This window comes from Micromonospora sp. DT48 (assembly GCF_049844495.1).
In the GTDB taxonomy this organism is placed as follows: Bacteria; Actinomycetota; Actinomycetes; order Mycobacteriales; family Micromonosporaceae; genus Micromonospora.
The window spans coordinates 20,989-32,984 of the sequence record NZ_JBNCLE010000017.1; the positions used below are offsets into that span (position 1 = coordinate 20,989).

At 70.8% G+C, this 11,996-nt stretch carries 11 protein-coding genes; 4 read left to right on the top strand and 7 right to left on the bottom strand.

Translation table 11 applies throughout. The features are described 5' to 3' along the window. Positions 1-120: 120 nt before the first annotated feature. The 3 genes from ACLQ2S_RS20415 to ACLQ2S_RS20425 all read left to right on the top strand — a co-directional run bounded on the left by ACLQ2S_RS20415 (position 121) and on the right by ACLQ2S_RS20425 (position 3,920). Positions 121-1,413, top strand: a complete 1,293-nt coding sequence (locus ACLQ2S_RS20415; RefSeq protein ID WP_309223820.1) for a ParA family protein — start codon at positions 121-123, stop codon at positions 1,411-1,413. A 27-nt stretch (positions 1,414-1,440) separates the two neighbouring features. Next, positions 1,441-2,442: a ParB/RepB/Spo0J family partition protein gene (locus ACLQ2S_RS20420; RefSeq protein WP_155221698.1), complete on the top strand. Its 1,002-nt coding sequence runs from the start codon at positions 1,441-1,443 to the stop codon at positions 2,440-2,442. Positions 2,443-3,029: 587 nt separating this feature from the next. Further along, positions 3,030-3,920, top strand: a complete 891-nt coding sequence (locus ACLQ2S_RS20425; protein WP_425702397.1) for a hypothetical protein — start codon at positions 3,030-3,032, stop codon at positions 3,918-3,920. Positions 3,921-3,947: 27 nt separating this feature from the next. Here the strand turns inward: ACLQ2S_RS20425 and ACLQ2S_RS20430 are convergent, their stop codons facing one another. Then, complete coding sequence (locus tag ACLQ2S_RS20430; protein WP_155221697.1) at positions 3,948-4,937, bottom strand: D-alanine--D-alanine ligase family protein; 990 nt, start codon at positions 4,935-4,937, stop codon at positions 3,948-3,950. Positions 4,938-4,945: 8 nt separating this feature from the next. After that, on the bottom strand, positions 4,946-6,259 hold the full coding sequence (locus tag ACLQ2S_RS20435; RefSeq protein ID WP_155221696.1) for a PLP-dependent aminotransferase family protein: 1,314 nt from the start codon (positions 6,257-6,259) through the stop codon (positions 4,946-4,948). A 319-nt stretch (positions 6,260-6,578) separates the two neighbouring features. Between ACLQ2S_RS20435 and ACLQ2S_RS20440 the strand changes: the two genes are divergently transcribed. Further along, positions 6,579-7,244 carry a GNAT family N-acetyltransferase gene (locus ACLQ2S_RS20440; RefSeq protein ID WP_155221695.1) on the top strand — a complete coding sequence of 222 codons (666 nt, stop codon included), beginning with the start codon at positions 6,579-6,581 and terminating at the stop codon, positions 7,242-7,244. Positions 7,245-7,253: 9 nt separating this feature from the next. Here ACLQ2S_RS20440 and ACLQ2S_RS20445 read toward each other — a convergent pair whose 3' ends face one another. The 5 genes from ACLQ2S_RS20445 to sigM form a co-directional block, all read right to left on the bottom strand. Then, positions 7,254-8,420, bottom strand: a complete 1,167-nt coding sequence (locus tag ACLQ2S_RS20445; RefSeq protein ID WP_309223819.1) for an N-acetylmuramoyl-L-alanine amidase — start codon at positions 8,418-8,420, stop codon at positions 7,254-7,256. Positions 8,421-8,627: 207 nt separating this feature from the next. Then, positions 8,628-8,951 (bottom strand): thioredoxin, encoded by a 324-nt coding sequence (trxA, locus tag ACLQ2S_RS20450; protein ID WP_309223818.1) that lies wholly within the window; start codon positions 8,949-8,951, stop codon positions 8,628-8,630. A 102-nt stretch (positions 8,952-9,053) separates the two neighbouring features. After that, entirely contained in the window at positions 9,054-10,013 is a 960-nt protein-coding gene (gene trxB, locus ACLQ2S_RS20455; RefSeq protein ID WP_309223817.1) for a thioredoxin-disulfide reductase, read from the bottom strand. A gap of 174 nt (positions 10,014-10,187) precedes the next feature. Beyond that, on the bottom strand, positions 10,188-11,237 hold the full coding sequence (locus ACLQ2S_RS20460) for a hypothetical protein (RefSeq protein WP_425702325.1): 1,050 nt from the start codon (positions 11,235-11,237) through the stop codon (positions 10,188-10,190). After that, positions 11,234-11,974 (bottom strand): RNA polymerase sigma factor SigM, encoded by a 741-nt coding sequence (gene sigM / locus ACLQ2S_RS20465; RefSeq protein WP_425702326.1) that lies wholly within the window; start codon positions 11,972-11,974, stop codon positions 11,234-11,236. Before sigM ends, ACLQ2S_RS20460 begins: the two co-directional genes overlap by 4 nt. Positions 11,975-11,996: the final 22 nt, after the last annotated feature.

Here is an 11,996-nt window from a genome sequence, read left to right on the forward strand (position 1 = left end):
GGCGGCGATGGATATCCCTCCGGGGCCCGGCCGCTCCCGCCGGGCGGTACCTCTGCGAAGCACGCGAGTGGCCCGGTTGACGGGTGCGGACCGACCATCCGAAGTGGGCAGGGATGACAGGTGCATGACGACGGCAGGTACGACGATCCGCGCGTGACCGGGTCTGCTGGTGACCCTGTTTCACGTGAAACCGAATATCCGAACTGGCGGCCCTCCGAGGTGTCGCAGAGCCCACCGGAACCCGGTCGGAACGCGCCGACGTCGGGTGTCCCGTGGCCGGCGACCGGGGAGGGGCGGGATGGCGCGGACGCGAGCGGCCGTCCGGCCAACGTGTCCCCGGACGCGCGGGTGATTCCTCTCCGCCGGAACCCGTCGGCCTCCGCTCGGTTCGAAGTGGCGGCGACACACCCACCGACCGTCGAGGTGGTGCCGGATCCTCGGCCGGCTCCCGACCCGCCCGTAACTGCGGCCGTGTCCCACGCGCAAGCAGCACCCGAGGCCGCGTACGTTTCACGTGAAACCCCGACGCGCGAAGAGGATGACCCACCGTTGGCTATGGAGGCGATGCGCGCCGTGCAGATCCTGAACCCCAGTGGCGAGGTGACCATGCCTCGGCCCGACCGGACCCGGGTCATGTGCGTCGCGAACCAGAAGGGCGGCGTGGGCAAGACCACGACCACGGTCAACCTCGCGGTGGCGTTGGCCCTGCACGGCAACCGGGTACTGGTGGTCGACCTCGACCCGCAGGGCAACGCCTCGACCGGGCTGAACGTGCCCCACCACACCGGCGTACCGGACGTCTACGACTGCCTGATCAACAGCGTGCCGCTGGAGGACGTGACCCAGGCGGTCGAGGGCATCCCGAACCTCTGGTGTGTGCCCGCCACCATCGACCTCGCCGGTGCCGAGATCGAGTTGGTCTCCGTGGTGGCCCGCGAGTCCCGTCTGGACCGGGCTATCAACGCCTACCCTGGGCACTTCGACTACGTCTTCATCGACTGCCCGCCCTCGCTCGGTCTGTTGACCGTCAACGCGCTGGTGGCCGCGCAGGAGGTGCTCATTCCCATCCAGTGCGAGTACTACGCGCTGGAAGGGCTGAACCAGCTCATCAACAACATCAACCTGGTCCGTCAGCACCTCAACCCGCAGCTTGAGGTCTCCACGATCCTGCTCACCATGTACGACCGTCGTACCCGCCTCGCGGACGCGGTCGAGCAGGACGTCCGGAACCACTTCGGGGACAAGGTGCTCCAGGCGGTGATCCCGCGTAACGTGCGGGTCTCCGAGGCGCCCAGCTATGGCCAGTCGGTGATGACCTACGATCCCGGTTCACGGGGGGCGACGAGCTACTTCGAGGCCGCGCAGGAGATCGCCGAGCGGGGCATCAAGGAGCCGGTGAGTCGGCATGCGTAGTGCGGACGAGGCGCTGGGAGGCGTGGCATGAAGAACCGTCCACGGGGTGGTCTGGGACGGGGCCTGGGGGCGCTTATCCCGACCGGGCCGGCACCGGGCACTGCCGCTGGTGTCGACACGCCCACCCCAGGAGCGCCGACTGTCGCGGCACCCGCTGCGGCACCGGCTCCGGCGCTGACGATCGAGCCCGAGTCGACGCTCAGCCCGGTGCCGGGCGCGCGCTTCGCGGAGATCCCCGTCGACTCGATCGTGCCCAACCCGAAGCAGCCGCGTCAGGTCTTCGACGAGGAGGCACTGGAGGAGCTGAAGACCTCCATCCAGGAGGTCGGCTTCCTCCAGCCGATCGTGGTCCGGCAACTCGACGGCGAGAAGTTCGAACTCGTCATGGGCGAGCGGCGGTGGCGAGCCGCCCAGGCGGTCGGGCGGGAGACCATCCCGGCGATCGTGCGGGACACCCGCGACGACGCCATGCTGCGGGACGCGCTGCTGGAGAACATCCACCGGGCGAACCTCAACCCGTTGGAAGAGGCGGCTGCCTACCAGCAACTGCTGGAGGAGTTCGGGGCCACCCACGAGGAACTCGCCCGGCGCATCGGTCGCAGCCGCCCACAGATCTCGAACACCATCCGACTGATGAATCTGCCGGCACCGGTACAGCGACGCGTCGCTGCCGGGGTGCTCTCCGCCGGACATGCCCGAGCACTGCTGAGCCTGGAGGATCCTGAGACCCAGGAGCAGTTGGCGTTGCGGATCGTCGCCGAAGGTCTGTCGGTCCGGGCGACCGAGGAGATCGTGGCGCTGGCCCTCAGCGACGGCCCGGGCAAGAAGGAGACGGCGAAGCGCCGACCCAAGCCGCATGCCCCGGCGTTGAACGATCTGGCCGACCGTCTCTCCGACCGGTTCGACACTCGCGTGAAGGTCGACATCGGGCGGAGCAAGGGAAAGATCACGATCGAGTTCGCGACCGTCGACGACCTGGAGCGGATCGTCGGCATCATCGGAGTGGAACGCGAAGAACCGACAGACTGAACCGCGCACGACAGGGCCGCCTCGCCGACTGCGACGAGGCGGCCCTGTCGTTTGTGTGGGCCGGCCCGCGCCGCCAGTTCCGTGGTCGGATCACGGGTGGGTGTTTCACGTGAAACGACGGGGGTGGGCGAGGCTGCGTTATCCACACCGGTTGTCCACAGGGTCGCGGTGTTTCACGTGAAACGTTGGCCGAAACCCCTTGTCGAGCCGGGATCAGAGCGCGAAACAACCAACTCGCGAGCCTGTGGATAACTCTGGGGAGAACGCCTTCGTCGCTCCCTGGCTCGGCATCCGAGCCCTCCGGAGAGCCGAAGCCGTTTCGGGTAGGGACAGTGGTCCCGGACTCGGTTAGGGTCAGCGTCGTGCAAGACACCCCTCCCTCGATTCCGGACTTCACCCAGTGGCCGTCCTTCCCCTTCGAAGGCGACCTCCGGGTCAAGCAACTCGACGACCCGGTTCCTGTCGAGCCGCCCCGCAAGGGCGAGGCTCACCGAGAGTGCACCGCCTGCCTGGCCCCCGACGAGGCGTATATCTGGGTCGGGGAACGCTGGCGGGTTCGGGCGATGGACCGGCCGACCGGACTGCCCATGGTGCTGATCCTGGAGTCACGGTCACACCTCGACCTCGGGGACCTGCCAAACCTGCTCGCGGCCGAGTTGGGCGTGATGACGGTACGCCTTGAGCGAGCCATCCGTTCGCTGGACGGGGTGGCCCGGGTGCACGTCAACCGCTGGGGCGACGGCTCCGCTCATCTCCACATGTGGTTCCTTGCCCGGCCGTACGGTCGGCTCCAGCTCCGTGGGACCTTCCTGTCGCTCTGGGACTCGATCCTGCCGCCGATCTCGGAGGACAAGTGGCGGGAGAACCTGGCTCTGGTCGCGGCCTGGCTGGCCGAGTTCGGCGGGCGGCCGCTCGCCGAACCACCTCGCATCCAGTGGCAGGCGCCGTCCAGCTTGGCCGCGCAAGCGGCCGCGCCGACCGACGAGACGTCGAGCGAGAGCGGCTCGCTCCTGGACGCCATCGGCGAGACGGCCGCGCCGCCGGACGCGCCCGGAGCCACGGTCGGTGCGGAGCGGTCAGCCGATCCGGTCGCCGATGCGGCAGCGGAGCAAGGTGACGCAGCGCCGCAAGGCGGAACGGAGGCTGACCCGGACGGAGCTCGCCAGGAGCAGACCGAGCAGTCGGCTCCCAACACGACCGGCCCGCTGGCTGAGATCGGCGGCGGCGCTCAGGCTGAAATCGCGAGCCCGGCCACCGCCGCCACCGGAACGGCTGAAATCACCGAGCCGACCGAAAGCACCGGAGTTGCCGACCCTGCCGAGGCGGCTGAACCCACCGACGGCGCAGAGTCCACCGACGCCGCCGAAACCAGTGGAGCCGCTGGACGCGCCGACGCCGAAACCAACGGCCCGAAGGCCGACATGGTGGAGGCGCAGCAGCCAGCCCCGGATGCGGACGGACCGCGCCCGACTAACTGAGCGATCCAGGCGGGCGGTGCGCGGGGATCAGCGCGCCGCGGCGCGGGCGACCAGGTTGCCGATCACGCGGCCGAAGTCGAGACCGGCCGCCTGGACCGCGAGCGGCAACAGCGACGTCTCGGTCATGCCCGGCGAGACGTTGACCTCAAGGACGTGTGGCTGCCCGGCCGAGTCGACGATCAGGTCGACTCGGCTGAGGTCACGCAGGCCGAGAGCGGTATGGGCGGACAGGGCGACCTGGGCCACCGATTCGGCGACCGACGGCTCCAGACGGGCCGGGGTGTGCCAGGTGGTCCGGCCGGCGGTGTAGCGGGCCGCGTAGTCGTACACCCCGTTGCGGGGCACGATCTCCACGGCCGGGAGTGCCTGCGGGCCGTCGCCGAGGTCGACGACGGATACCGCCACGTCCATGCCGGAGACGTACCGTTCGACGAGCGCCGTCGAGTCGTACGCGAAACAACCCACCATGGCGGCCGGCAGCGATGCCGCGTCCCGGACCACGGCGGCGCCCAGGCCGGAACCGCCCTGGGCGGGCTTCACCATGAGCGGCAGCCCCAACCGGTCGACGATGCGGTCCAGCACGGCCACCGCGCCGAGTTCGCTGAACCGGTCGTGGGGGAGAGCCACCCAGTCCGGAGTGGCGATGCCGGCCTCCCGCAGTACGGCCTTCGCCGACGGCTTGTCCCAGGCGAGGCGGGACGCGCGAGCATCGCATCCGACGTACGGGACGCCGCAGAGGTCCAGGACGCCACGCAGGGACCCGTCCTCGCCGGTGGCACCGTGCAGGGCGATCACCACGGCGTCGGGTGGGTCCGCGCTCAGGGCCGGCAGCAGGGCGACATCGGCGTCGCGCAGCTCGGCCTGCATTCCGACGGCGCGCAGCGCGTCGAGTACCCGGCGCCCCGAGCGCAGCGACACGTCACGCTCGTACGACAGGCCACCGGCGAGCACGAGCACATGGAGATCGGTGGTCTCGGGGCCCGACACGGCGGGTTCTTCGGCAGCGGTGACACCCATGCCGGGCATCATGCCAAGTCGGGTCCGGGCGCGTCCCAACCGGCCCGGCCCCGCCGGGTGCTCGAATCGCTGACCGCGCCGAACACCCGGCGCATGGCGATGTCCTGCTCCATCACGCTGGCCAACCGGCGGACGCCCTCACGGATGCGCTCCGGCGACGGGAAGGAGAAGTTGAGCCGGATGTGGCCGTTGCCGCTGCCGTCGGCGTAGAAGCCGGTTCCGGGCACGTACGCGACCCGCGCGGCGATGGCCCGAGGCATCATCGCCTTCGAGTCCAACCCCTCCGGCAGCGTGGCCCAGACGAACAGCCCGCCTCCCGGCTCGGTCCACCGGGTGCCGACGGGCATCAGGTCCTCCAGCGCGGTGAGCATCGCGTCGCGCCGCTCCCGGTAGACCTCCCGGTAGACCTTCAGCTGCTCACGCCAGGGCATGGTGCCGAGGTAGGTGCTGACCGCGGCCTGCGCGTACGCGCTGGGACAGAGGATCTGCGCCTCGCTGGCGATCACCAGCTTGTCGCGTACCGCGTGCGGCGCGAGGATCCACCCGACCCGCAGCCCGGGAGCGAACGTCTTGGAGAACGTGCTGAGGTAGAAGACGCCGTCCCGGCGTCGCGCGCGCAACGGCGCGGGCGCCTCACCCTCGAAGCTCAACTGGCCGTACGGGTCGTCCTCGACCACCAGCAGCCCGGCGCGCTCGCAGATGTCGAGAACCTGCTCACGTCGTTGCTCGGTCAGCGTCACGCCGGTCGGGTTCTGGAAGGTGGGGATGGTGTAGAGGAACTTGACCCGGCGGCCCGCCCGGGCCTGCTCCGTGATGGCGAGTTCCAGCGCCTCCGGGATCAGCCCCTCGTCGTCCATCGCCACGTGTACCACCTGCGCCTGGGCGGCCTGGAACACTCCGAGTGCGCCGACGTAGGTCGGCCCCTCGGCGAGCACCACGTCGCCCGGGTCCAGGAAGAGCCGGGCGACCAGGTCGAGCGCCTGCTGCCCGCCCACGGTCACCACCACGTCCTCCGGCGAGGCACCGCAGGCGGCGTCGATGCCGGAGAGGGCCATCACCTCGCAGATCCGCTCCCGCAGCTCCAGGGTGCCCTGGCCGATGCCGTACTGAAGGGTGGTGCTGCCGTGCTCGGCACCGAGCCGGCCGAGCATCTCGCCGACGGCGTCCAGTGGCAGCGCGGCGATGTAGGGCGCCCCACCGGCGAGCGAGACGACCTCCGGTCGGCTGGCCACCGCGAACAGGGCCCTGATCTCGGACGCGGTCATTCCCCGCACCCGGCGGGCATACCGGTCGGTGTAGTCGTCGAGTGTCGTGCCGGTCATCACATCACCCCGATGGCTGCTCGGACGGGCTCCGGCCCCGGATACCCGGGACGACGGCGACCATGGCGGCACGGCGCGCCGAGTGTCGATGGTAGCCGCCGTTCACCCTCCGACGCGCTCTCGATTATTCGCGCGTCCACATGCCGGACCCCCAGCTGACGCCTCTGAGGTGCACGTTCGCCCTTACTCCTCCCCTGCCGCCGATCGTCGGCGTACGATCGCTCGTCGGGGGCAGGAACACGGCGGTGCTGTCCGGCCGCTGAAGCGGCAGTGCCGCTTGGGCCGGTCCCACCTCCGAGCCTAGTGTGGGGAACTGCCCATGTCGCGACGTCTGGTGAGTCTGACCCTGGACACCCTGGAGGACCTGCCCCGTCCCTGCCGGCAGTGCGTCTACTGGGAGCTTGACCCGGTCTCCGCCGACCGTGCCTGCGCGGCGGGCGACCCGGGGCTGGAGAAGGAGGCGTGGGTTTCGCAGACCCTGCTCGAATGGGGTTCCTGCGGCAAGTTGATCTACGTCGACGGAATGCCGGCCGGCTTCGTCATGTACGCCCCACCGGCCTACGTGCCGCGTTCCATGGCCTTTCCCACCTCTCCGGTCTCCGCCGACGCGGCGCTGCTGATGACCGCCAACGTGGTGCCCGCGTTCTCCGGCGGCGGCCTCGGCCGAATGTTGGTGCAGGGGGTGGCCCGCGACCTGACCAAGCGCGGGATCAAGGCGATCGAGGCGTTCGGCGACGCCAAGTTCGGTGACGCCGCCGACCCGGGTGGCGTCTGTGTGGCACCCGCTGACTTCTTCCTGTCGGTTGGCTTCAAGACGGTGCGTCCCCATCCACGGTTCCCACGGCTGCGACTGGAGCTGCGGACGGCGTTGAGCTGGAAGTCCGACGTCGAGTACGCGCTGGAGAAGCTGCTCGGCTCGATGAGCCCGGAGTCGCTGCTGCGTCCGGTCCGGCCGACGCCCGCCACCCGTTCCACGGCCGGCTGACCGGGTCGCTCAGTCCACCACGGTGCCGGCGGCGACCGCCGCCCGCAGCTCGCTGACGTCGATCGAGCCGGTCGGCACGTCGCGTTCGATCGGCAGGTACATCCGCTGTACTGCGGCAACCATCGCCTCGACCAGCCTGTCCCGGAACCGGGGGGCGATCAGTCGTTCCCGGTCCGTCGGCGAGGTGAGGTAGCCGACCTCGACGCGTACCGCCGGCATGCGGGTGATCCGGAGCAGGTCCCACGCCTTGGCGTGGGTGCGGCAGTCCCGCAGCCCGGTGCGCGCGACGATCTCCCGCTGGACCAGCCCGGCCAGCCGTTCGCCGGTCGCCGAGGTCACGCCGTTGTCGGTGCCGTAGTGGTAGGTGGCGACTCCCTCGGCCATCGGGTTGGCGTGGCCGTCGGTGTGCAGCGAGATGAACACGTCGGCGCCGAGCGAGTTGGCCAGGTGCGCCCGGTCGATGTCGGGCAGGCAGGTGGCCGGCGACGGTCCCCGAGTGAGCTGCACCCGTACGCCGGAGGCGGCGAGCCGCCCCTCCAACCGGCTGGCCAGATCGTGCATCAGGTCCGCTTCGGTCCAGCGCAGCGGACCGTCCGTCACCACCACGCCCGGGTCGGTACCGCCGTGGCCCGGGTCGATCACCACGGTCCGTCCGACCAGGGTCGGGCCGGACTGCCGGATGGCGTCGGACTCGCGCAACCACTGCGGTCGGCCGCCGACCACCTTCCGGCCCAGCCGGCGCAGGGCGTTCATGGTCTGCGGGCCGCAGGTGCCGTCGGGCACGAGCCCCACCTCACGCTGGAACTGCGCCACCGCCCGGGAGGTGCGGATGCCGTAGATGGCGTCGGCCCGGCCGGTGTCGTATCCCATCTCCAGCAGCCGCTCCTGGAGCGACCGGACATCCTCGCCGGTGAGCGGGACCGGCACCGCGTGGTAGAGGGTGCGGGCACCCAGCCGCCAGCGGGCGGCGTCGAGCGCCCGCCAGGTCTCGGCGCCGACCCGGCCGTCGACGCTGAGGCCCCGCGACTGCTGGAACGCACGGACCGCTCGTTCGGTTGCCGAGTCGAACTCGTCACTGTGCGGGCCGGTCGCCTTGGACAGCAGGTCGAGGCCGGTCAACACCGCCCGGATCTCGGCCACTGCGGGTCCCCGGTCACCGGGACGGATCGGACGCACGCACGACCCCCTCTGCACGGTGGTGGCTGCCGGGCCTGCCGAACGACGAGTGGGCCTCGTCGGCCGGACCAGGTGCTCACCGGCATCCGGCGGCCCCGAGTTCGAGGTTATGCGCTGAAGGATCCGCAGGGGTGCGGGCGGCGAAAAACGCCTCGACCCCGTGCCGGTACTGGGCACGGGGTCGAGGCGAATGTCGTCGTGTTGGGGTCAGAGGGCCGATTCGATCAGCTTGACCAGATCGCCCTTGGGCTTGGCTCCGGCGATCGACTGCACCGGCTCACCGTTCTTGAACACGGTGAGGGTCGGCACCGACATCACCCGGTACGTTCGGGCGGTCTCCGGGTTCTCGTCGATGTTGAGCTTGACGATGCTGACCCGGTCACCCATCTCGCCGGCGATCTCCTCCAGCAGCGGCGACACCTTGCGGCACGGACCGCACCACTCGGCCCAGAAATCGACCAGGACCGGCTTGTCGGACTTCAGTACGTCTGCGGCGAAGCTCGCGTCGGTGACCGACTTGGTTGCTCCCACTTGTGGACCCCTCCTCCTGCTGCGATGTGTCTGGTTCAGCCTCGGCGCGACTGGCAACGGGGCCGGTGGGGCTGCGCCAGGGCCCGCCCCGCCTCCACCGCCCTACTGCCCGTCGCTCTTGGGCAACGTCGCGATGAAACGTTCCGCGTCCAGGGCGGCCGCGCAGCCGGTTCCGGCCGCGGTGATCGCCTGCCGGTACGTGTGGTCGACCAGGTCACCGGCGGCGAAGACACCGGGAATGCTGGTCCGGGTGCTGGGGGCCTGCACCTTCACGTACCCCTCGTCGTCCATCTCCACCTGCCCGCGGAACAGTTCACTGCGCGGGTCGTGACCGATCGCCACGAACACCCCGGTGACGTCGAGCACCTTGGTCTCGCCGGTGTGGACGTTGCGTACCCGTACGCCGGAGACCTTGCCGTCCTCGCCGAGCACCTCCTCCACCACGGTGTTCCACTCGACCTTGATCTTGTCGTTGCTCAGCGCCCGCTCGGCCATGATCTTGCTTGCCCGGAACGAGTCCCGGCGGTGGAGGATCGTCACCGAGTCGGCGAAGCGGGTCAGGAAGCTGGCCTCCTCCATCGCCGAGTCACCACCACCGACCACCACGATGTGCTGGTTGCGGAAGAAGAAACCGTCACAGGTGGCGCAGGAGGAGACGCCGTGCCCGAGGTACTCCTGCTCCCCGGGTACGCCGAGTGGACGCCAGGCGGAGCCCGTGGCGAGGATCACGGCGCGGGCGCGGTACGCGGTCTCGCCGACCCAGATGGTGCTGACCGCGCCGGGGTGACCGGTGTCGGTCAACTCGACCCGGGTGACGTCGTCGGTCAGGAACTCGGCACCGAACCGCTCGGCCTGCTTACGCATGTTGTCCATCAGCTCGGGACCGAGAATGCCGTCCGCGAAGCCGGGGAAGTTCTCCACCTCGGTGGTGGTCATCAGAGCGCCACCGGACTGCACCCCCTCGATCACCAGAGGCTTGAGGTTGGCGCGCGCCGCGTAGACCGCCGCCGTGTAACCGGCTGGCCCGGAGCCGATGATGACCAGGTTGCGGACCTCGTCCACTGCCGTCTCCCAATCGTGTTGACTGTCGTCACCGGCGTACGGGCCGATGACGATCCGAGTGCCGACGCGGCGGCTACTGATGTGCAGAACGTCATCGTACGAAGCGGGGATTCCCGAGCCGGTCACTCGGTGGGTCAGGTCACGTGGACGGTCAAACGTCCGGCGACCGCTGACTCACCCTACCCGCGTACGGTAGCGGGCGTCCGAGCCGGACCCGGGCACACCACACTCCGGGCCACTGGCCCACGCCCAGTTCGTGCCGGAGGCGTCGGTGAACTGGAGGACCAGCGCCGGCAGCCCCTGGAATCGGGCGTAATCGATGACGTCGAAGGTCAGCGGTCCACCGCTGTGCTCCGCGGCGATCTCCGCGAGGCAGGCGCTCAACGCCGTCTGGTCGGTGAGCCGGCTCAGGTCACCCGGTCCGGCCAGGCGCTCCCGGTCGTGCGCGTCGACCCCCGGCTCACCACTGCTGGAGAACGCCCTGATGGTCGGCGTCAGGCGGGCCAGAGCCTTGGGCGTGTAGTCGGTGTCGCTGCGCTGAGGAGCCGCGATGATCCGGTACGGCGCGCCTGCGGCGGCGGAGTCCCGTTCGGGCGCCGCCTTGGTGCCGGCCTCCCCCGGACCGTCCTGCGAGTACACGGAGGGCGGCGCCGGGCTGGCGGCCGGCTCGTTCAGCGCGGTGCCGGCGGTGGTCCCCTCCCCCTGACGGGACTGGACCAGCTGGAGTGCGCCCAACCCGACCACGGCGGCGGTGGCGAGCGCGACCGGCCCGGCCACGCGGGCCCAGCGCCGACGCCGCCGACCGGGCCGCGACGGAGCGCTCCGATCCTGTCCCGGCCGCAGCGGTCCGCCGGGTCGTCGCGGACCACCCAGCGGTTGGGTCGGAATGAGGGCCCCCTGCTCCGGCCCGGCCTCGACGACGTCCGGATCACCGGCGGCCACAGCCGTGATCTCCGGGGCCTCGGACCTGCTCTCGGCGGCGAGGGCGGCGCTGATCCTCGCCCCGATCTCCGGCGGAAGCTCAGGCGTCGAGGCACCCCACCCGGCCAGCTCGACCCGGACGCTGTCCACGGCGGGGGCCAGCAGGGCGTGGGCCTCGGCCCAGGCCGGGTCCTGCGCGACAAGCCGGCTGATCTCAGCGTGCTCGGCGGTGCCGTCCAGCGCGCCGCCGAGGTAGTCGGCGAGCAGGTCGTGGTCGACCCCGCTGAACTCCCCGGTACTCACGCTTCCTCCTGCTGGTTGGCGGCCAGCCGGGACCGCCCCGACCCCGATCGGACGCCCGACGACGCTCTCGGGTTCCCGCCGGTGACCTCCGGCACGTCCGGCCCGGAACCGTCCGACGGCCCGCTGCCGGGCCTGAGATGACCGAGCATGACCGCGAGCCGGGCGCGACCCCGGGCACAGCGACTCTTGATCGTCCCCTCGGCGACGCCGAGGATCCGGGCCACCTCGGCGACCGGGTAGCCCTGGACGTCCACCAGGACGAGTGCGGCCCGCTGCTCCAACGGCAACGCGGCCAGGGCGTCCCGGATGACCATCGCGGTCTCGTGGTCGCGTACCGGTGCGACCGGCTCGACGCCACCGGTGGCGGGACCGTCCTCCGCGCCGTGCAGCCCGTCCGGCAGCGGCACCGTCGGGTGTGCCTGCCGGCGGCGGATCCGGTCGAGGCAGGCGTTGACCACGATGCGGTGCAGCCAGGTGGTGACCGCCGAGTCGCCGCGGAATCGATCGGCCGCGCGATGGGCGGACAGCAGCGCGTCCTGGAGGGCGTCCGCGGCCTCCTCACGGTCGCCGAGCGTACGCAGGGCCACCGCCCAGAGCCGGTCGCGGTGGCGGTGGAACAACTCGCCGAAGGCGTCCCGGTCACCGGCCACATGGGCGCGCAGCAGATCGAGGTCGCTGACCGTGTCGTCCACGGACGCGGCGCTCGTGTGGTTGCGCCCGGTGTCGCGTACTCCCATCACCCGGCCCGGTGGCTGCCGC